The sequence below is a fragment of the Methylophilus sp. genome, assembly GCF_052173275.1.
GTDB lineage: Bacteria > Pseudomonadota > Gammaproteobacteria > Burkholderiales > Methylophilaceae > Methylophilus.
The window spans coordinates 274,911-294,660 of the sequence record NZ_JBQMUL010000002.1; the positions used below are offsets into that span (position 1 = coordinate 274,911).

16 protein-coding genes are annotated in these 19,750 nt (G+C 50.0%); 6 read left to right on the top strand and 10 right to left on the bottom strand.

Annotated elements, in window-relative coordinates; translation table 11 throughout:
• Positions 1–104 precede the first annotated feature (104 nt).
• The 4 genes from ACTS9Y_RS02815 to ada all read right to left on the bottom strand — a co-directional run bounded on the left by ACTS9Y_RS02815 (position 105) and on the right by ada (position 6,551).
• Positions 105–3,563 carry a TonB-dependent receptor domain-containing protein gene (locus ACTS9Y_RS02815; RefSeq protein ID WP_442586893.1) on the bottom strand — a complete coding sequence of 1,153 codons (3,459 nt, stop codon included), beginning with the start codon at positions 3,561–3,563 and terminating at the stop codon, positions 105–107.
• Positions 3,564–3,761: 198 nt separating this feature from the next.
• Positions 3,762–4,754 (bottom strand): FecR domain-containing protein, encoded by a 993-nt coding sequence (locus ACTS9Y_RS02820; RefSeq protein ID WP_442584495.1) that lies wholly within the window; start codon positions 4,752–4,754, stop codon positions 3,762–3,764.
• 14 nt (positions 4,755–4,768) lie between these two features.
• The gene (locus ACTS9Y_RS02825; protein ID WP_442584496.1) at positions 4,769–5,278 is read right to left on the bottom strand and encodes a sigma-70 family RNA polymerase sigma factor; all 510 of its coding nucleotides are present in this window, start codon (positions 5,276–5,278) and stop codon (positions 4,769–4,771) included.
• 184 nt (positions 5,279–5,462) lie between these two features.
• A complete protein-coding gene (gene ada, locus ACTS9Y_RS02830) occupies positions 5,463–6,551 on the bottom strand; it encodes a bifunctional DNA-binding transcriptional regulator/O6-methylguanine-DNA methyltransferase Ada (RefSeq protein WP_442584497.1) in 1,089 nt (362 codons plus the stop codon).
• 501 nt (positions 6,552–7,052) lie between these two features.
• Between ada and ACTS9Y_RS02835 the strand changes: the two genes are divergently transcribed.
• Positions 7,053–10,019, top strand: a complete 2,967-nt coding sequence (locus ACTS9Y_RS02835; protein WP_442584498.1) for a DUF6701 domain-containing protein — start codon at positions 7,053–7,055, stop codon at positions 10,017–10,019.
• A 20-nt stretch (positions 10,020–10,039) separates the two neighbouring features.
• On the opposite strand, the gene ACTS9Y_RS02840 is transcribed toward ACTS9Y_RS02835, so the two are convergent.
• The gene (locus tag ACTS9Y_RS02840) at positions 10,040–10,963 is read right to left on the bottom strand and encodes a LysR family transcriptional regulator (protein ID WP_442584499.1); all 924 of its coding nucleotides are present in this window, start codon (positions 10,961–10,963) and stop codon (positions 10,040–10,042) included.
• A 104-nt stretch (positions 10,964–11,067) separates the two neighbouring features.
• On the opposite strand from ACTS9Y_RS02840, the gene ACTS9Y_RS02845 reads away from it, so the two are divergent.
• The 4 genes from ACTS9Y_RS02845 to ACTS9Y_RS02860 all read left to right on the top strand — a co-directional run bounded on the left by ACTS9Y_RS02845 (position 11,068) and on the right by ACTS9Y_RS02860 (position 14,430).
• Positions 11,068–11,337: a DUF2798 domain-containing protein gene (locus ACTS9Y_RS02845; RefSeq protein WP_442584500.1), complete on the top strand. Its 270-nt coding sequence runs from the start codon at positions 11,068–11,070 to the stop codon at positions 11,335–11,337.
• Between the two features lie 275 nt (positions 11,338–11,612).
• Positions 11,613–11,900, top strand: coding sequence for a co-chaperone GroES (locus ACTS9Y_RS02850; protein ID WP_442584501.1), 288 nt, complete (start codon positions 11,613–11,615; stop codon positions 11,898–11,900).
• Between the two features lie 52 nt (positions 11,901–11,952).
• A complete protein-coding gene (groL, locus tag ACTS9Y_RS02855; protein ID WP_442584502.1) occupies positions 11,953–13,590 on the top strand; it encodes a chaperonin GroEL in 1,638 nt (545 codons plus the stop codon).
• A 225-nt stretch (positions 13,591–13,815) separates the two neighbouring features.
• Positions 13,816–14,430, top strand: coding sequence for an FKBP-type peptidyl-prolyl cis-trans isomerase (locus ACTS9Y_RS02860; protein WP_442584503.1), 615 nt, complete (start codon positions 13,816–13,818; stop codon positions 14,428–14,430).
• Between the two features lie 64 nt (positions 14,431–14,494).
• Here ACTS9Y_RS02860 and ACTS9Y_RS02865 read toward each other — a convergent pair whose 3' ends face one another.
• The 5 genes from ACTS9Y_RS02865 to ACTS9Y_RS02885 form a co-directional block, all read right to left on the bottom strand.
• Positions 14,495–15,436 (bottom strand): SdiA-regulated domain-containing protein, encoded by a 942-nt coding sequence (locus ACTS9Y_RS02865; protein ID WP_442584504.1) that lies wholly within the window; start codon positions 15,434–15,436, stop codon positions 14,495–14,497.
• A 258-nt stretch (positions 15,437–15,694) separates the two neighbouring features.
• A complete protein-coding gene (locus tag ACTS9Y_RS02870; protein WP_442584505.1) occupies positions 15,695–16,687 on the bottom strand; it encodes an NAD(P)H-dependent glycerol-3-phosphate dehydrogenase in 993 nt (330 codons plus the stop codon).
• Between the two features lie 58 nt (positions 16,688–16,745).
• Positions 16,746–17,222 carry a protein-export chaperone SecB gene (gene secB, locus ACTS9Y_RS02875; protein ID WP_442584506.1) on the bottom strand — a complete coding sequence of 159 codons (477 nt, stop codon included), beginning with the start codon at positions 17,220–17,222 and terminating at the stop codon, positions 16,746–16,748.
• A gap of 109 nt (positions 17,223–17,331) precedes the next feature.
• Positions 17,332–17,589 carry a glutaredoxin 3 gene (gene grxC / locus ACTS9Y_RS02880; protein ID WP_442584507.1) on the bottom strand — a complete coding sequence of 86 codons (258 nt, stop codon included), beginning with the start codon at positions 17,587–17,589 and terminating at the stop codon, positions 17,332–17,334.
• A gap of 57 nt (positions 17,590–17,646) precedes the next feature.
• Positions 17,647–18,057, bottom strand: coding sequence for a rhodanese-like domain-containing protein (locus tag ACTS9Y_RS02885; protein WP_442584508.1), 411 nt, complete (start codon positions 18,055–18,057; stop codon positions 17,647–17,649).
• A 133-nt stretch (positions 18,058–18,190) separates the two neighbouring features.
• On the opposite strand from ACTS9Y_RS02885, the gene gpmI reads away from it, so the two are divergent.
• A complete protein-coding gene (gpmI, locus tag ACTS9Y_RS02890) occupies positions 18,191–19,741 on the top strand; it encodes a 2,3-bisphosphoglycerate-independent phosphoglycerate mutase (protein WP_442584509.1) in 1,551 nt (516 codons plus the stop codon).
• The last annotated feature ends 9 nt before the right edge of the window (positions 19,742–19,750 follow it).

The following is a 19,750-nucleotide window of genomic DNA, read 5'->3' on the forward strand; positions in this document are numbered from 1 at the left end:
ATCCCGAATTAATCAGGAACATTACGTATTCACATCCCTATACTTGTTTAATCGCTGAGAGAGCAAAAAACCTGACGTCGTTAACAATAATTTACATTTATACATCAATCTGGCACAAAGTGCCAGTTCAAGCTGAACCAAACACCCCTGGGAGCACCTGGCGCAATAAAGTTAGTGCTTAGCCAATCACCAGAGTTATGGTTGTACCCATCTGTTCCAACTGCGCCAAGAATGCTGGGAGAAAATGGATTACGCCCTAAACGACCAGCACTGAAGTACTCTTTATCAAAAAGATTGTTAACCATCATAGTAGCGGTCCATTCTTTGCCTAATTTATAGCTAGTCTGGAAGTTAAAAGTCGCATATCCGCTTACTTTTCCCGGATTAGTGGACGGCTGGCGGTAAACAGTTGTGTTGCCTATTCCAGGCACAAATACGGTCCTGGCTTGCGCAATGCCTTGCTGGTGTTGATTATTCTCATTGCCCCTCAAATAGCTATCGGAATGCGCCACCATACTTAAACCCACTGTCCATTTATCTGTGACGTCGTAGTTGGCGCTAGCATTCAAGTTTTGAAGTGGTACGCCCGGCATACGACTACCGGGCGTTACCCGGATGGTGCCAAGTCCATTAACGTTATTAGAACTACTGTTTGCATCGCTAGGAATATCGAAGGTATCCTGAAAAGTGGCCTCGGTAAGTGCATAGTTAAGACTAAAACGCCACTCATCTTTTCGACCGGATAACCCTGCTTCCAGACCCCGACGACGTGTTCTACCAACGTTGTCAAAGAAACCCTGCCCTGGGGAGCCTACTGCAATAAAGTAAATATCATTTCTCAAATCAGTTTGATAAGCGCCCAAGTTCCATTGCATATTGTCACCGATCATGCCGCGTAAACCGATATCGTAAGTAGTGGCTCTTATTTGCTTAAGGAATGGGTCGCCAGAGAGTGTTGTGGGTAGTGAGCAGAACCGATTTTCTACAATACTACGCGGCCCAAGAGCGCCACCAAGACCTGGAACAGGAGTATCGTCATATGCACATCCGAGCTCAATCACACTAGGTGTTCTGGTACCTTGTGCGATATTGGCAAAGAAATTCAGATTTTCTTTAGCTTGCCAAGTCATACCTAAGGATGGGTTGAAGGAATAGTAGGTAAACTTTTCCGTTTCAGCGGCATCAAGCGCATTCAAAATTTCTGGCAAGCGATAATTGACATCTACTCCAGCACAATTACCGTTTGGACAAATATTATAGTTATCGGGAATTGCTATTAAATCACCAATTTGATATGCCCCGACTCCGTAGCGGGCTGCAATAGTATTCTTAACTCGGGTTTGGTTGTAGCGACCAGCTGCGGTAAAGTGCAGTGTTTCAACAGGCGTCCAAGTATCGCTAAAATATAGGCTTTTAGTAATACTCGTACCATCAAAATTATTATTACTGATTGGTGCAAATGCGCCGGCAAACTGTGGATGCGCCTGCGATGGGTCAAGATAAACCTCGCGAGCTGAATTAATAAATGCAAGTTGTTGATCATTGGTGTAATCGGCTCGTGCGGAATCTAAAGAAGCACCAACCATAAACTTATGTTTATCTAGGTTCCAGTTCAGCTGGAGCGAAAAACCATCTACGATTTGATCAATCTGATTGTTGGTGATAATACCTGTTGGTGTTCCGTCTACTACTCCTGGTTGCCCAACATCTATGCCATCCACCCTAGCAGGAAACGGGCCGTTGGGGTCTTGATAAGTGTAGGCGCCCCCTCCGAGAATTGGTCCGCCTGCAACATTAGTTAATTGGGTTGATGCACAGTTAGCTTCGTTTGTTGGGCCCAGTGGCACTACATAATACCGGGTAATAACCCCAGCATTTACCTCGTTTATATAACTATCAAGAGTTAAAACCACTCCCCCAAAAGACTGACTATAAAAAGCTTGCCAAGTCGTTACCCCAGCTACATATTGAGAGTCAGTGCCATAACTATAAGATACATCTGGTCCCAAACCAGTTGGCCCAGTTAAGGTCCCATTCGTACGATTATAAATTGCGCTTTCGTAAAAATTCTTATAGTAATTTATGACCGATTGATAAGTCCTAACATACTCGTCACTTAGCGTTGCATTTTTTAATCCGGAGTGATCCTGATCTAATACGCCATCAGAAAGTAAATCATTAAAGAAAGATGAAGCCATTAAGTCGGCACTACCGTCTACTGGATTAACCGGCACTGGTACTAAGTAGTAATCTGGAATGCCATAAGGATTTGTGCTATTAAACAAACAGGTATATTCCTCGGGCGTATTGGTAAGTGGATTGATCCCTGGTCTTCTTCTCGCTAAAAGGCCATCGGCATAATCCGTAAAAACATCTCCACTCCGCTGTTTTCTTTTACTATTTCGACGGTAAACTTGACCTGTGACACTAAACTTATCGTTTACAAAGTAGCTGCCAGATAGCTGAAACTGAGCTAAATTATTTTTAGTAGTATCTGGACTTGTGTAAACGCCATTACGATTTTGCTCATATTCATTTGTTGGTAGCAGGCCATTACCCGTTAGGTCTGTTTGCACCAACAGTGTGCTCAGATTCAGGTCTAAATTATCTCCACGGTAACTTGCTTTACTAAACAATTGATTAACTCTACTGGGAGAGTTTTTTCGCCAACCATCTTCCAAGAATAAATTACCAGCGGCAAATATACCCACAGTACCGTTATTCCAACCACCTTCAAGTTGCAATTGTTTGCGGCCAAAGGAGCCAGTCAGAATATCAACATCAGCACCGGCATTATTAAAACCATCTTTAGTTTTAAGGGAAAAAGCGCCTCCTAGAGTATTTAACCCAAAAATAGGGTTTGAACCTGGAAAGACATCAACACTGGATAATGCATTCATGGGAATCATGTCCCAGTTGACTACATCCCCGAAGGGTTCGTTGACTCGGATACCATCAATAAATACGGATAAACCTTGTGGGGTGCCAATCTGAGGCCCTGCGGTGAAACCACGGTATTGCACATCCATCTGAAATGGATTGCCCTGATAGTCATTTACCGTCACTGATTGTAATTTGCGATTCATTAAATCTGTGAGGCTAAGTGCATGTGCCTCTTTGATTTCTTTCGCAGAGATGCTTTGTACGTTTCCTGGAATTTCTTCTTTCGTTAAACCTAAGCCTGGTAAGGGGCCCACCTCATAAAAACGTTTAGCCCTGACCTCAATACCCTCAAGCTTTAGCGCTTTATCTTCCTTTTCCGGTGCCCCTGGAATTGGCTTTGGTTTGGGCGCAGCGCGGCGTAACTGGTAGCGTCCATCGCTACCCTGGATGACTTCCAGCCCGCTATCTTTAAGCAAAGTATCGAATCCTTCCAGAACCCCATATTGTCCTTTGAGGGTAGCGCTGCGTTTACCTTGGGTGAGGATGGGGTCAAACCCCAGCAGGATGCCTGATTCGGCGGCGTAATCAGGCAATGTGTCGCTCAGGTCACCTGCCGGGATCTGGTAGGTTTTTTTGGGCAGGCTGATATTGAGCGCTTCGGCCGTTGCTTCTCCCACCATCGTGAAAAGCAATAAGCTGGCACTTAGTATATAAATCTCACCCCGGTTAACGCTTTTACGTTTTTTATGATTCACTCTCGACACCTTCTGCCAGCAAAAATCTATGTAATTACTGCTATGCCGAATGAAAAATAAAAACCGGAAGTGAAATTGGAAATTTTTTGAAAAAAATTTGAGATCTGACTAGGGCAGCCAGTATCACGCTGGCGTGAGCGTGGTCCAGAAGCGTGTGAATCGCTTGACGCGTACAGGTAAGGTTTGTTCTACGGTATTGAGTATGGCTTCGATATCGCCGATGGGGAATGAGCCGGAAATCTGCAAATCGGCCACGGCCGGGTCGCAACGCAATACGCCGGATTGATAGCGGGAAAGCTCATCGGCAAAGTCTTTTAGACGCATGGCGTAGACGACGATGAGGCCATTCACCCAGGCTTTGTCTGTGGCTTTTAACCTGGTTTTGGCAAACACTTGTGTTTGGGTAAACACCAGCGATTCACCCGCGTTCACTCTTACCGGAGAATCAGGTTTATGCGCCGTGCGCACATCGACCATGCTTTCAAACACGCTTACTTTCACCATATCCACTTTTGCAAGGCCAGGTTGCTGATGCTGCCATTCACGCACACTGAACCGGGTGCCCAACGCCGTGACGCTGCCTTGTTGGGTGATGACGCTGAAAGGACGATAAGCGCGGTATGGCTCATGCGCGGTTTCAATCAATATTTCGCCACGCACCAGCTCGACCAATCTGGCAGTCTCGCTGTAGACAATATTAATGGCGGAATCGGTATTGAGGTGCACGATGGTGCCATCCACCAGTTTGATTTGCCGCTGCTCACCGACGCGGGTGCTGGCATCGGCCATGACGCCACGCCATGGCTGCTTGCGATAGCTGTAATACCCCGCCCCGCTGACAGAGAGCACCAGCATCAGTTGTTTGAGGATACGGCGGCGCTCAGCAGAAGGCGGTGCTTGCAAGGTGGCGACTGCCAGCGCGCCTGGTACCTTGCCAAAATATTGCTGTACGCGCTCGATTTGCTGCCAGGCACGCGTATGTTCTTCATCTGCGTCCAGCCACGATTGCCAGGCAGATTTTGCCTGTTCATCCATTTCGCCAGACAGCCAGCGGGCATACCAGGCGCTGGCTTCCTGCATGGCTGGGGTGATGTGAGCGCTGAGGTCAGAACGCATTGTTAATACACCACCTATTCCTGCAACAACGCCATGCATTGCAGCATGGCCGTTGCCACATAGGTGCCCACGGTGCGGGTTGAAACGCCCAGGCGGGTGGCGATCTCCTGGTAGCTTGCGCCTTCGAGTTGCGCCAGCAGGAAAGCACTGCGTACCTTGGCGGGCAAACCATCCAGCATGCAATCCAGGCGCACCAGTAGTTCCAGCATCAGCGCGCGTGCTTCTGGCGAGCCTACTTCATCTGGCATCATATATGCCAGCGCTTCCAGGTAGGCGCGCTCAAGATCGCGGCGGCGGACGTGGTCGACCAGCAGGCCATGAGCGATACGGCTAAGATAGGCTCTGGGCTCATTTAAAACCGGCAGTTCAGCTTTTAACAAAAGGTTAAGGAAAGTATCCTGAGCCAGATCCGCTGCGCCGTTTTTGCAGCCTAGCCTTTTGTTGATCCAGGCGCGCAACCAGACGTGATGCTCTTGATAAAGCAACCGTATCAAACCCTGTGAATCAGACAATTGACTGGACATTTTGCACTCTGGATAACAACTGTGTTTTTATGCGCAATATCAATGCCAGTTAGCTAAACATTTGAATCAACAACAATTTTCAAAAATTCATGGTCGACACAATGGCTGTTTACAGCCAAATAACAACCAATTCACAACCATTTTTCATTTGGGATTATGTTTAAACTTAATTCTTTGAAACAATTTATGTTTCAGATTCCCGTTCGATCAGTGCCTGTTTACGTTGCACACCCCAACGATAACCTGATAGCGCGCCATTAAGCCGCACCACCCGATGACAGGGTATCATCACCGCCAAGGTATTCGCGGCACAAGCACTGGCCACTGCACGCACTGCGTTAGGCATGCCTATGCGTTGAGCGAGCTCGGTATAAGTCACAGTGGAGCCAGCAGGGATCTCACGCAGCGCCAGCCAGACGCGTTGCTGGAAAGCGGTGCCCTGGATATCCAGTGGCAGGTCCAGCCCTAACCGGGGCGACTCAACAAAAGCAATCACGCTGGCGACCAGTGATTCAAATGCTGCATCGCCGCCGATCAGGTTGGCGTTTGGAAATCTGTCCTGCAACTCGCTTAGCAAGTGTTCTGCATCATCGCCGATTGAAATCGCGCATATGCCTTTGTCACTGCTGGCCACCAGAATGCTCCCCAGGGAGCATTCTGCCAGCGCAAAGCGTATCGTCGTGTGGATACCACCCTTGAGATATTGCCTGGCTTGCATGCCCAATGTATGGTTAGCCGTCTCATAAAAGCGGCTATTCGATGCATAGCCAGCGGCATAAATGGCCTGTGTCACGCTGGGACTATGCGCCAGTTTTTCACGAATGGCTTGCGCCCTGTGGGCACTCGCATAGGCTTTGGGCGTTAATCCGGTGATAGATTTAAACACGCGGTGAAAATGGTAGGTGCTCAGCCCGGCGTGTGCGGCTAATTGCGTGAGTGTAGGCATCACTTCTGCCGTTTCTAATAAACGACAGGCCAAAGCAACCTTGTCTGCATGCACTTTAGATAACGGCAATTGCTCAGGCTTGCAGCGTTTGCATGGACGAAACCCGGCGCTTGCCGCCTCGGCTGCGGTGGCATAAAAGGCGACATTCTCCGGCCTGGGCTGCCTGGCGCCACAAGAAGGACGGCAGTAAACACCAGTTGTTTTCACTGCATAAAAAAACTGCCCATCGGCTTGCCCATTGCGGTCCAATACCTGCTGCCAGCGAGGGTCGCGCATCACGGCTTGAGCGCTGCCACTTTGGTTTGTTTCATTTTGGGTTTGTATCATCATCCACTCTTTACCTGTTTGGAATAAAACCAAGATACCGAAGAATGCTGTTCTTTACACTCTGACTCTTGCTTTTGAATTACCGCAGAAAACCATCACGGTTTTAAACACTTATGGCGTTAACAATAAACCTTAGCCTGCTGACTGGCTATAAAATCATATACATTCAACTTTTCACAAAAAACGCAGTCAATCTATTTACCCATTCGCATGGACGACAGGGTTGTTGGATAACATTCGATTTTGAGGCTTTGTCGTCAGCGTTCGTATTCAATCATTTCATGGTTTCAAAAGTAGCCGGGAGCGCTAACCCCACTACCTATTTCGCATCGTTTGCCCTCGCCTTAAATGTAAACAAACCACCATAATTATTTAAGTTATTGCCAACTTTATAAATACATGTAAATATATTTATGTAAATAAAATACGATATAAATGATTTTTCCCAGATCATTTAAAGATTGATCGGCACATGGGTTTAGTTGCCATTGGAGATCGGATATGCAATATCTCGTTACTTCATTGCGTTGCAAAAAAGCATCTAAAAGCCCAACTTTTAGCTGGATTATTTCCCTGAGCCTGTTGTTCATACTGGTGCTCACCAGCATGACTGCCCATGCGCTTTATTCTTTCCCGGCCGCGGCTGGCGCGCCTATGCCACCAGGCTGCACCGGCAGTGCAGGCGTTTACACCTGCGCTAACAATCTGAATATCCAGGACCATGTGCAGTTTCTGGATGCTGGCAATGTCACGGTCACGTTTAACAATTTCCTGACGATAGGCGGCTTTAACATTGGGAGTGCGACGCAACTGGCTAATGTCACCCTGGTGGCTAAAGGCCTGGTGACCATGTCTTTCCCCACGGTGTATGCCAGCATCAGCGCGGGCAACAACAGCATCTTGACCACCGCAGCAGCATTTGTGAAGGGTAACCTGAGCACCTCGAATGGCAGCATCACCGTGTCGGGCACGGTGACTGGCCATGTCACAGCAAGCAGTTTGGGGGCGGTGATTTTATTATCCAACTCGGTCGTCAATGGCAATATTATTGGCGCGACTGGCCTGGTGACGCTGAATAGCAATGCGGTGGTCAACGGCAATATCTCCACCACTGTTGGCGCGGTCACCCTTTCCGGCGGCAATCATATTTCATCCACCGTGAACTGCAGCGGCTGCTCGCTGATCGTGAACGGACCTAACAATGTATTCGGCGCAGATGTCAGTGTCGGCAATGTGGTCGGGGCGCTTTCAAGCAATACAAATTACAACGGTGCGATCATCGCCAACCTGTCATCCATCGTATTGGGTAGTGGCTCGACGGTGGCTGGCAATATCACGGCCTCCTCTTCCGGGTTAGGCGTTTCGTATATCTCTGCCTATCAAAGTGTGATCAACGGAACAGTCACGGCCACCTCGCAAGTATCTTCGCAATTGTTTTTGTATGCGGGGTCGGTTGTGAACGGGGCCGTTGATATGTCCAACAACGGTGCCTTGCTGGCGGCCGTGACTACCAATGTGTTTGTGGATGGTTCATCCGCGATCAACAACGCGGTCACTGTCACCGGCGTCATCGATAACTGGGGCAAGATCGCCGGTTGCGCCAGGACGACCTCCAGTTACATCTGGGCGATCGTGATGGAATATAACTCCACCACCACCGGAGTGTGTTGTTTCAATGGCACTAAATGCTCAACCACCTCGTGCGTTTCAAACCTGTGGGGCTATAAAGTCAATGGCTGCTCGACACCCGCCAATAATTTCACCTGCATAGACCCTTCGATTGCTAACTCGAACGCGGCCAGCGGGCATTTATTTACCCAGGTGGCCAATGTGGCATTTAATGCAGATGTGGTGGCATTGGCAGCCGACAGCAGCGTGAATACCACTTACGTTTCCAAGGGTGACAATAATAAAACGGTGACCCTGAAGTTTATGGATTGTGGCGACCCCGCCATATTAGCTAACCAGACCTGCGCCGGCAGCATGGCGGAAATCACTTCGCAAACGGTGACCTTTACCAGCACAGACAATGGCAGGAAAACTATTTCAACCACCATTGCCAATGCTTACAAAAACATTCGTTGCCAGGTCACCGATAGCAATGCCACCAACCCGACTTCGCGTTCTACCGATAACTTCGCAGTCAGGCCGAATGCGTTTACCAGCGTCACCTCCAACGCCAATGCAGACCCGCTGCTCGGCCTGAATGTCACCGCGAGCCCGGCAATTAAAGCGGGAAGCGCTTTTACTTTAACCGCCGGTACCGGGCTTTCAAACTACACCGGCACGCCAAAAATCGACATCACCAGGCTGGTCGCACACGCCGGGGCAGTCAATACCGGCCTGCTGTCAGGGGCATTTACCACTGCGGCCAACGGCAGCGCTAGCGGCAGCAATTTCACCTACAGTGAAGTCGGTTATTTCCGCTTTGACCCCTATGCCGTGTATGACGATACCTTCACCCAGGTGGATGCCAGTGCCGGTGATTGCGCGGCAGGTTTTTTACCCATGGGCACCATGAATGCATGTGCTTTTGGCCATGTGCCCTTAAGCCCTTATTACTACGGCAGGTTTGTGCCTGACCATTTTCTAGTCACGCCCGGCGCCAGTGTCACGCAAGCTTGCGGGGCGTTTGCCTATTATGGTCAAGGCACGGCAACAGCGCCCGGGCTAACTACCCCGTTTATCCTGACTGCCAAAAATGCCGCAGGCAACACCACGCAAAACTATATCGGCTCAGCCGCTTTTCTGCTGACAGACTGGAGTAAATACCAGTTCACTGCCACGCCACTCAATGGCGCCACTTTAAGTAGCGGCCTGGCAGTTCCGGCAGTGACAGGCAACTGGGTCAAAGGGGTAGCCAATATTGTCGCCGCGCATACTCTCTCGCGCCCGGCCTCGCCGGTGAGTCCGCAAATCATCACCTTGTCGGCGCAACCACAATACGTGGATGCTGGCGTGACCATTTCCTCGACCCAAACCACCTTATCGTCCAATGTGACTTATTTATATGGCCGCCTGAATGTGCAAAATGCGCACGGTTCAGAATTACTGACACTGCCTCTCCAGGTTGAAGCGCAATACTGGAACGGCAGCGCCTATGTCAGAAGTGCCGGTGATAATTGCACCGCAATCCCTTTGTCCAGCATCGCGCTGAAAAACTACAAAGGCCACCTGTCTGCCTGTGAAACCTATCTGTCTGGCAACGCCAGCATGAGTAATGGCAAACTGGCGATCAAGTTAACCGCGCCTGGCATCGGTACGGATAGCCTGCCCAACACCGGCAGCGTTGATATCGCGGTGAACCTGGGCACACTCACGCCTGGTGATCAAACCTGCCTAAGCAGCTCAGCGACCTCGGCTACCGCCGGTATCCTCTCGCCCTGGTTTGGCCTCACGGCCCCCAGTGCGCGCGCCACTTTTGGCGTTTATAAAACACAGGTAATTTACATGCGCGAAAGCTTTTAACCGCTGCAGCTGCCATGCATTCACAAAGCCTGCGGGATTGCGCTGACCAGGTAATCCACAAATGCCCTGACTTTATTGGTGATTGCATGCTTATCACGAAAACAGGCATAGAACTCCAGCGGCACCGTGTCTGAGCGAACGGCATTTTCGCTGGCGGAGGATGGCTGAAATAACGCGATCAACGCACCGCGCTGGATATCTTGGTGAGCAATAAAAGTTGCCAGCCGCGTAATGCCCGCGCCCTCCACCACCAGCCTATGCAACGAATCGATGTCATTACAGATAATGCCGGGTGTGATCTCAGGTTCATAACGGATGCCGTCACGCACAAATGCCCAGCTAAACAGACGGCCATCTACCGGTACACGGAACATCAGGCAATCATGGGCAGATAGATCCTCAGGGTTTTTTGGTATGCCCTTGCGTTGTAGATAGTCAGGAGAAGCGCAATAGACAACAGGGGCGGTAGCGATCTTTCTGGCGACCAGGCCAGGTTCCAGCTGCTCTTTAAAGCGGATACTCACATCGATATCTTCGGTGATATGGTCCAGGCTCCTGTCCGATAGCACTACTTCAATCGACAGCTTGGGAAAGTTGCGTGCAAACATCGGGATCAGCGGCATCAGGATATGCCGCCCAAACGCAACCGAAACGCCTACCCTTAATCGCCCCTGCGGCTGCCCGTGAAACTCCGTCACCACCGATTGCGCCCGTGCGAGCCCCGCGATCAACTGCGCCACTTCTGCGTAATAAAGCTCACCACTTTCTGTCATCGCCAGATTGCGCGTGGTGCGGATCAGCAAGCGGGTGCCGAGTGACTTTTCCAGGCGCTGGATATTCTGGCTGGCCGCCGCTGCCGTAATCCCCTGCAAGCGCGCACCCGCCGCAATACTGCCGGCCTGTACCGCCTTGACGAAACTCTCAATACTACGCAGTGTATCCATATCACTATCGATTAGTTAATCCATTCGATAGTTTAACTTTAAGATGATTCAAGAATCAATCCTCTACCCGACCCATGGTGATACGCATAAAGTGTCGCTTCAATATGGAGGCTAAAAAAGTGATCAAACCACAACCCAATGCACGCAGGATCCCCAAAAAGTTCACCCCCTATGTGTTTGCGTTTTTCATGGCTGGCATCATGGCTTTTTTAATGTCCATGGTCATCGTCGCTGCGAATAGCGGGGTCCACAGCGGCTATTTACTGCGCGTCGTGCATGCCTATGCGCTGGCCATGCCAGTGGCATTTTTTTGCGTATTGATCGTCAGGCCACTCGTCATGTATCTGGTCTCGGCTGTGGTCGACATGCGTTAATCGCATCGTAAAAATTTCAAAGCGATTGTCTGCAAGACTACAGTCCACACAGGACTGTACCAGCTTGAGCTGCGCCGCATCGTTTGCAATCAACCTCAACATATAGAGTGCAATCACAACAGCAACATTTTTTCATTTCCCTCTTGAAAATAAGGTTTAGCGTCCCAAATTAGCAATCAGGGTGCGCGAGTGCTAAAATGCGCGCTGTAACTCTATTTTGTTATTTTTATTTAAACTCTTCCCAAATAAACCTTTAGGAATACAAGGAGATATTCATGAGTATTCGTCCATTGCACGATCGAGTGATCGTTAAACGCGCCGCTGAAGAGCGCACAACCGCTTCTGGCATCGTGATTCCGGATAGCGCTACTGAAAAACCTGATCAAGGCATTGTGCAAGCCGTTGGTAACGGTAAAAAAGATGACAACGGCAAAACGATTCCGTTGGACGTTAAAGTCGGCGACAAAGTGTTGTTCGGCAAATACTCTGGTCAAGCGGTTAAAGTCGACGGCGAAGAGCTGTTGGTGATGCGCGAAGAAGACATCATGGCGATTGTTGAGTAATCCACTCACCTAGACAATCCCCCAGCAAACCGAAATAGTTAGGAGAATTTAAATGGCAGCTAAAGACGTAAGATTTGGTGATGACGTTCGCCAAAAAATGGTAAATGGTGTCAACGTATTGGCTAATGCAGTACGCGTGACTTTGGGCCCTAAAGGCCGCAACGTGGTGTTGGAGCGTTCTTTCGGCGCGCCTACTATCACTAAGGATGGTGTTTCTGTTGCCAAAGAAATCGAATTGAAAGACAAATTCGAAAACATGGGCGCACAGATGGTGAAAGAAGTCGCTTCTAAAACCAATGACATCGCTGGTGACGGCACAACCACTGCAACAGTATTGGCACAAGCGATTATCCGTGAAGGCATGAAATCTGTTGCTGCCGGCATGAACCCGATGGACCTGAAGCGCGGTATCGATAAAGCGGTTGAAGCAGCTGTTGCCAATCTGGCAGAGCAATCAAAACCCTGTACTACCAGTAAGGAAATCGCCCAGGTTGGCGCTATTTCTGCTAACTCTGACAGCTCCGTTGGCCAGATCATTGCTGATGCCATGGACAAAGTGGGCAAAGAAGGCGTGATCACCGTTGAAGATGGTTCAGGCCTGACTAATGAATTAGATGTTGTTGAAGGTATGCAGTTTGATCGTGGTTACCTGTCTCCTTACTTCATCAACAATCCAGAGCGTCAAATTTCGTTGCTGGACAATCCTTTCGTGTTATTGCACGACAAAAAAATCTCCAACATCCGTGATCTGCTGCCTACACTGGAGCAAGTGGCTAAAGCTGGCCGTCCATTGCTGATTATTTCTGAAGATGTAGATGGCGAAGCATTGGCAACCCTGGTTGTGAACAACATCCGCGGCATCCTGAAAACCACTGCTGTGAAAGCACCTGGTTTTGGTGACCGTCGTAAAGCCATGCTGGAAGACATTGCTGTGCTGACCGGTGGTACTGTGATTTCTGAAGAAGTTGGCCTGAAACTGGAAAGTGTGCAACTGACTGACCTGGGCCAAGCGAAACGCATCGAAGTGGGCAAAGAAAACACCATCATCATCGACGGCGCTGGCAACGAAGAAACCATCAAAGCACGTATCGGCCAGATCAAAACGCAAATCGAAGAAGCTTCTAGCGACTACGACCGTGAAAAATTGCAAGAGCGCGTAGCCAAACTGGCTGGTGGTGTTGCAGTGATCAAGGTTGGCGCGACGACTGAAATCGAAATGAAAGAGAAAAAAGCCCGCGTGGAAGATGCATTACACGCAACACGTGCTGCGGTTGAAGAAGGTATCGTGGCTGGTGGTGGCGTAGCGCTGATCCGTGCCCGTGATGCGATCGCTAAAGTAAAAGGTGAGAACCTGGACCAGGAAGCTGGCGTTAAAATCGTTCTGCGCGCGGTTGAAGAGCCATTGCGTCAGATCACGCAAAACGCTGGTGTTGAGCCATCTGTCGTAGTGAACAATGTAGCGGCAGGTAAAGGCAACTACGGTTATAACGCTGCTAACGAAACTTACGGCGACATGATTGAAATGGGTATTCTGGACCCAACTAAAGTGACCCGTTCTGCATTGCAGAATGCGGCTTCAGTGGCTGGCTTGATGCTGACGACTGATTGCATGGTTGCTGAGTTGCCTAAAGAAGATGCGCCAGCGATGCCGGATATGGGTGGTATGGGCGGCATGGGCGGAATGATGTAATTTTTGCGGCGTCAAAGCGGCTATTGCTGCGTTGCTTATCCTTGTCGTACTCAATGTACTGCCTGCGGATAAGCGCCTTGCACTAACCGCTTTAACTTGCAAAAATGCACTAAGCAGCATTTAGCAAAACCCGCTTTGGCGGGTTTTGTTTTATAGATTTTGTCGGACATAATCACACATTATGTTGTCGAACAGGCAACATCCTCAAATGACGAAAGAACTTTAATGACCATTGAATTAAAAACCCTGACCCAACGCCTGAGCTATATCGTCGGTGAAAACCTGGCCCACCAGCTTAGAAACGATAATCTGGAACTGGATGCAGACGTGGTAGCTCTGGCTGTGCGCGACGTGATGACAGACCAGCCATCACGTTTATCCAATGAAGAAAAGCAGAGTGCAGTTGAGCAGGTGCAGAAAGAAGCACAGGCTAAGCAAGCAGCAGCACAAGAGAAGAATAAAGCCGCTGGCGTTGCTTACCTGGCTGAAAACGCTAACAAAGAAGGCGTGAAGACGACTGATAGCGGCCTGCAATATAAGGCGCTGGTGACTGGCGACGGCGCAAAGCCGGTGCCTAGTGATAGAGTCAAAGTGCATTACAAAGGCACGCTGATCGATGGCACTGTATTTGATAGTTCATATGACCGTGGTGAGCCTATTGTTTTCCCGGTGACCGGTGTGATCTCCGGCTGGGTAGAAGGCTTGCAGCTGATGCAGGTGGGTAGCAAGTTTGAGCTGACCATCCCTTCTGAGCTGGCTTACGGTGCGAACGGTAGCGGCCCGGTGATTGGCCCGGATGCCACGCTGGTATTTGAAGTTGAGTTACTGGATATTGAATAATCTTCAATAAAAGCAGCACATTAAAAAACCCGCTTCAGCGGGTTTTTTAATGCCTGAAGCACGTTCAGGTATGGCTGGCATGCATTTTTGGCTTAAATACATAGAACAGATTGGGCTCACTGACGATATACACATTGCCTTCATCATCAATCGAAACACCCTCGGCTTGAGGCACACTTTCATGCAAGCCATGAAACCCTTTCCATAAGGCGAGTGACCCCAGGGTTTGGCCGGCTTCGTTAAACTGCTTGAGCAATTTGGATTCATCACTAAGCAAAAAGAAATGGCCGGTATGCTCATGATAAGTGACGGAGGACAAATCCCTGAGTGCCCACTTTAATGCCGGGTCGAATTGCCGCAGCCGCTGCACTTCGATCTGGCTTTGCTTGCTTGCATCTGGCTCATATAAGCCAGTCACCGACATCACATACTTAGGGTCACGCTCTTTCACCACGATCAGCCGGTGATGCACGCTGTCGTAGGTCACCCCTTCAAAATTCTTGTTGCCGCGTTCATTCAGGCCAAAGCGTAATAATTTGGCGTCTTTGACGGAAATGTCACGTGTTTCCGGTTTGATTTGCAGCAGCCACAATTTGCTTTCGCGCTCATCGGCCACCACGTAAAAATCCTTTTCCAGATGCGAGATGCCTTCAAGGTCATCCGTACCATGCACCTGTATTTCACGGATAGGCTCACCATCGAGGCTAAATTCAACGATCAGGCCTTTGTCATTGAGCACGGTGAACAATGTGCCGGTTTCATGATTAAATGCCAGGCCAGAAGTATTTTTGTAATTCGCTAGTGGCTTACCCTCAATGGCGACCTCATAATCCGCAAGGTCCAGGCCCTGATGGTCATGATGCTTGAACTGATGCCAGAGATGCCAGGCCAGCGCCTCGGCTTTCAGCACATACAGCGTGGAGACCATGGTCACCAGCACAACCACGGCGGCACCTGCCTTTAAAAACCTGTTTTTACTCACCTGCACTACACTCTTCTCTTTCATTACGGCTAACCACCTGACTACGCTAGACCAGCATAGTTCCAACTCTATAGGCAATTCATGACATGCGTACGACAGCGACTAGTGCATCAGGCGCAGCTGGCCGCTTTAGAATCAATAGCGGAACGCAGCGTTAAAGGCCGAATAGCTTACTTCGGAGGGATGGTATTAAAAAGTGATTCTTGTCGCGTGACATTTCACTTCTGCTATTAGCAATCTCACACCCCAGCCTGATTAAGATCAGGCCAGAGACGCATTCTGCTAAACAGACTCTTGACGCTGACCACGTCCCAGCAAGGCACTGACTGCATCCTGTGCCGTTTTCTGATTGGTCAGCAATTGATTCACTTCGTAGGTAATGGGCATTTCCACCTGGATCACCTCGGCGCGGCGCATGACTTCGCGCGCAGTATTCACGCCTTCGGCCACATGGCCGAGGCCAGCCAGTATGCTTTCCAGCGACTTGCCGGAAGCCAGTTGCAGGCCTACTTCGCGGTTACGCGAATATTGGCCGGTACAAGTGAGGATCAAATCCCCCGCCCCTGCCAGCCCCATAAAGGTTTCTGCTTTGGCGCCCAATGCCATGCCAAAGCGGGTGATTTCCGCCAGGCCACGCGTGATCATGGCCGCGCGCGCATTGTTGCCAAAACCCATGCCGTCAGAGATCCCGGCGGCAATCGCCATCACATTTTTTACCGCACCACCGACTGAAGCACCGATAACATCAGTGCTGTTATACACACGCAAACAGCTGCCATGTATCAATTGTGCCGCCTGCTGTGCTAATTCTTTATGATTGGCCGCCAGCGTGATCGCAGTGGGCAAGCCGCGCACCAGTTCAGCCGCAAAACTGGGGCCGCTTAACACACCCCATGGATATTCGCTGCCGAGTTCTTCCTGCGCGACTTCAAATGGCAGTTTTGCCGTCTGCGGCTCCAGCCCTTTATTGGCCCAGATGAAAGGCTGGCTCATGCCTAACGCTTTCAGCTGCTGCAGAATCGGACGAAAACCTGCTGTTGGCACCACGGACAGGATCAAGTCTGCACCGGCAACCGCAGTCGCCAGGTCATCTTCAACCGTGAGTTTTTCAGGGAAACGGAATTCGCCCAGATATAGCGGGTTGGCACGCGCTTTACGCATGCCGGAGACATGACCACTGTTACGCGCCCACAGCACGACATCGTGGCGGAGAGCGATATGCATGGCAAGTGCGGTGCCCCAGGCACCTGCACCCAAAACGGCGACTTTACTCATTGATATTTATCCAGAAAAAGTAAGTAACCAGTTACTTAACTCTTCACGCAAATAAAAATTAGTTAGGCGCGCCAGCTGCTTGTGCAGCCTGCTGTTGCTGCTGCAGATACAACGCTTCAAAGTTGATCGGGTTCAACAATACTGGCATGAAACCAGCACGTGTCACCATATCGGAAATCGCTTCACGCGCATACGGGAACAAGATGTTAGGGCAAGCCACGGATAGGATAGGCTCGATATTTTCTTGTGGCACATTGCGGATCGCAAAAATACCGGATTGATTCACTTCTACCAGGAATGCAGTTTTATCCTGAATCGTCGCCGTCACAGTGACTTTGATAGACACATTGAAAATACCGTCTTGCACTTGCTCAACCGCATTACCCAACTCTACATTGATTTGCGGGGTTGTACGCTCTGTAAAAATGGCAGGTGCATTCGGCACTTCGATCGACGCATCATGCACGTACAGTTTTTCAATACTGAAAACTGGGCCTGCGTTCTGTTCTGCTTGGTTTTGTGGTTCCTGAGCCATGAATCTATCCTTGTAATATCAATACGCAAAAGCCGCTATTCTAACTGGTCATCCACGGCCTGACTATGTGTTTTTTGTGACGGGTTGCAGCCGGGTTTTGATCCAGGCTTTAAGCCGCCAGCAGCGGATCTAATCCGCCCTGCATATCCAGCGCATGCAAATCATCAAAGCCGCCGATATGGCGTTCGTCTATATAGATTTGTGGCACGGTACGGCGGCCGGTCTTCTCCATCATTTCTGCGCGCAACTCAGGCTGTATATCTATGCGGATCTTTTCAATCTCGGTCACGCCTTTATTGCGCAACAAGCGCTCGGCATTGATGCAATAAGGGCAGACTGCCGAGGTATACATCACTACTTTTGCCATGATTACCTTTCTCACTTCTTTTTTACTTAAACTAAAGCCACCACTTTAAGTTTGCTGTTATTTACCCAGCGGCAATTTGGCCTCTAACCAGGCCTGCATGCCGCCTTTTAACTGGTGCAATGCGGTAAATTGCTGTGCTTTGAGTATTTTTGCGGCGGAGCGGGTACGGTTGCCACGTTCGCATACCAGCAATACCGGTTTATCCTTGAATTTTTCCAGCTCTTTCATGCGTGTCGCCAGTTCAGCTAACGGCACATTACGCGCGCCTTGCAAGTGGCCTTGCTTGAATTCGTCGGCTTCCCGTACATCCAGCACCAGCAATTGCTTGCGGCTCATAAGCATCACCGCTTCAGTCGCGGATACCAAGGTGCTGCCTGCCGCAGAGCGGCTCAGCATAGGCACCAGTAATGCCAGGCCAGAGCCGACTGCCAGCCCGATTAATAATACGTTTTCTTTAAAGAATTCCACTTGATCTTTTACCTGTCTATGTTGTCGAACCCGCAGTCAGCATCAGCCTTAGGTATGCGCGGCCTGCGGTTGCGATTATAATAGCCTAATTCATGAATCCGACGTCCCGTCACCACTTTTAAAGTTGTCAGCCATGTCAATCAAACCTGTTATTTTGCTGATTTTGGATGGTTTTGGTCATAGCGAAACCCCCGAACACAATGCTGTATTCCAAGCCAGCACACCCAATCTGGACCACCTGAAAACCCATTACCCGCATGGCCTGATTAACGCCTCTGAGCATTATGTCGGCCTGCCTGATGGGCAAATGGGTAATTCTGAAGTGGGCCACCTGAATATTGGGGCGGGACGTATCGTTTTTCAAGACTTTGAACGCATTAACAATAGCATCAGCAGTGGCGAGTTTTTTAAACTGCCAGCGCTGGTCAATGCCATGCAAACGCTGAAAGCGCATGACAAGGCCCTGCATATCCTGGGCCTGCTGTCCGATGGCGGGGTGCACAGTTACCAGCCGCATATCCATGCACTGGTCGAGATGGCCAAACAGCAAGGCTTAAGTAAAGTGTATATCCATGCTTTCCTCGATGGGCGTGACACGCCACCCAAAAGTGCGCAACCTTACCTTGAAGCGCTGGAAAAGCAGCTGCAAGCGATTGGTGTTGGCAAGGTCGCCACTGTCGGCGGCCGTTTTTACGGCATGGATAGAGACAAGCGCTGGGAGCGCGTTGCCGTTGCCTATGAGCTACTGGTGAATGGCACTGCCGAGTATGTGGCGCCTGATAGCCTGACCGCTTTGCAACAGGCTTATGCGCGTGATGAAAGCGATGAGTTTGTGAAATGCACAGCGATACATGCAGTGGGTGCTACGCCTGTGCGTATGGAAGATGGCGACGCACTGGTCTTCATGAACTTCAGGAGTGACCGCGCCCGCCAGCTCACCGATGCCCTGCTCAACCCGGCGTTTGACGGGTTTGCGCGTAGCCGTGTGCCCGTATTTAGCCACTACCTGACCCTCACGCAATACGACAAGAACCAGCGCCTGGCTCAGCCGATTTTTGCGCCTTTCACGGTGCCCAACACTTTTGGCGAATACGTTGCCAACCTGGGGCTTAAGCAGTTGCGGATTGCGGAAACAGAAAAATATCCGCATGTGACGTTCTTCTTCAATGGCGGCGAAGAAACCGTATTTACCGGCGAAGACCGCATCCTGGTGCCATCGCCTAAAGTCGCGACTTATGACCTGCAACCGGAAATGAGCGCTTATGAGCTGACCGACAAACTAGTGGCCGCCATTGAATCCCAGCAGTACCAGGCCGTGATTTGTAACTACGCCAATGGCGATATGGTGGGCCACACCGGCAACCTGCAAGCGGCAATTAAAGCCGTGGAAACCCTGGACACCTGCGTAGGTCGGGTGGTCGCTGCTGCACAAAAAAGCGGCGCTGAGGTGATTATCACGGCGGACCATGGCAATGCAGAAAGCATGTTTGACCATGACAGCGCGCAGGCGCATACGCAACATACCACCAACCTGGTGCCATTCATTTATGTTGGCCGTGCCGGCACGGTGAATGCTGACGGTGCGCTTTCTGACATCGCCCCTACCTTACTGACCTTGATGGGCGTGCCTAAACCGGTTGAAATGACGGGCGAGAGCCTGGTCACACTCAATGAAGCGGCTTAACCCATTGGT

What these genes read in the sequence shown, in the direction of transcription:
- gpmI (WP_442584509.1), top strand. Translation starts at nt 18,191, where the DNA reads ATGTCAATCAAACCTGTTATTTTGCTGATTTTGGATGGTTTTGGTCAT.
- grxC (WP_442584507.1), bottom strand. Translation starts at nt 17,589, where the DNA reads ATGGCAAAAGTAGTGATGTATACCTCGGCAGTCTGCCCTTATTGCATC.
- ada (WP_442584497.1), bottom strand. Translation starts at nt 6,551, where the DNA reads ATGATACAAACCCAAAATGAAACAAACCAAAGTGGCAGCGCTCAAGCC.
- ACTS9Y_RS02865 (WP_442584504.1), bottom strand. Translation starts at nt 15,436, where the DNA reads ATGAAAGAGAAGAGTGTAGTGCAGGTGAGTAAAAACAGGTTTTTAAAG.
- ACTS9Y_RS02825 (WP_442584496.1), bottom strand. Translation starts at nt 5,278, where the DNA reads ATGTCCAGTCAATTGTCTGATTCACAGGGTTTGATACGGTTGCTTTAT.
- ACTS9Y_RS02860 (WP_442584503.1), top strand. Translation starts at nt 13,816, where the DNA reads ATGACCATTGAATTAAAAACCCTGACCCAACGCCTGAGCTATATCGTC.
- ACTS9Y_RS02845 (WP_442584500.1), top strand. Translation starts at nt 11,068, where the DNA reads ATGGAGGCTAAAAAAGTGATCAAACCACAACCCAATGCACGCAGGATC.
- ACTS9Y_RS02820 (WP_442584495.1), bottom strand. Translation starts at nt 4,754, where the DNA reads ATGCGTTCTGACCTCAGCGCTCACATCACCCCAGCCATGCAGGAAGCC.
- ACTS9Y_RS02870 (WP_442584505.1), bottom strand. Translation starts at nt 16,687, where the DNA reads ATGAGTAAAGTCGCCGTTTTGGGTGCAGGTGCCTGGGGCACCGCACTT.
- secB (WP_442584506.1), bottom strand. Translation starts at nt 17,222, where the DNA reads ATGGCTCAGGAACCACAAAACCAAGCAGAACAGAACGCAGGCCCAGTT.
- ACTS9Y_RS02815 (WP_442586893.1), bottom strand. Translation starts at nt 3,563, where the DNA reads ATGGTGGGAGAAGCAACGGCCGAAGCGCTCAATATCAGCCTGCCCAAA.
- groL (WP_442584502.1), top strand. Translation starts at nt 11,953, where the DNA reads ATGGCAGCTAAAGACGTAAGATTTGGTGATGACGTTCGCCAAAAAATG.
- ACTS9Y_RS02840 (WP_442584499.1), bottom strand. Translation starts at nt 10,963, where the DNA reads ATGGATACACTGCGTAGTATTGAGAGTTTCGTCAAGGCGGTACAGGCC.
- ACTS9Y_RS02835 (WP_442584498.1), top strand. Translation starts at nt 7,053, where the DNA reads ATGCAATATCTCGTTACTTCATTGCGTTGCAAAAAAGCATCTAAAAGC.
- ACTS9Y_RS02850 (WP_442584501.1), top strand. Translation starts at nt 11,613, where the DNA reads ATGAGTATTCGTCCATTGCACGATCGAGTGATCGTTAAACGCGCCGCT.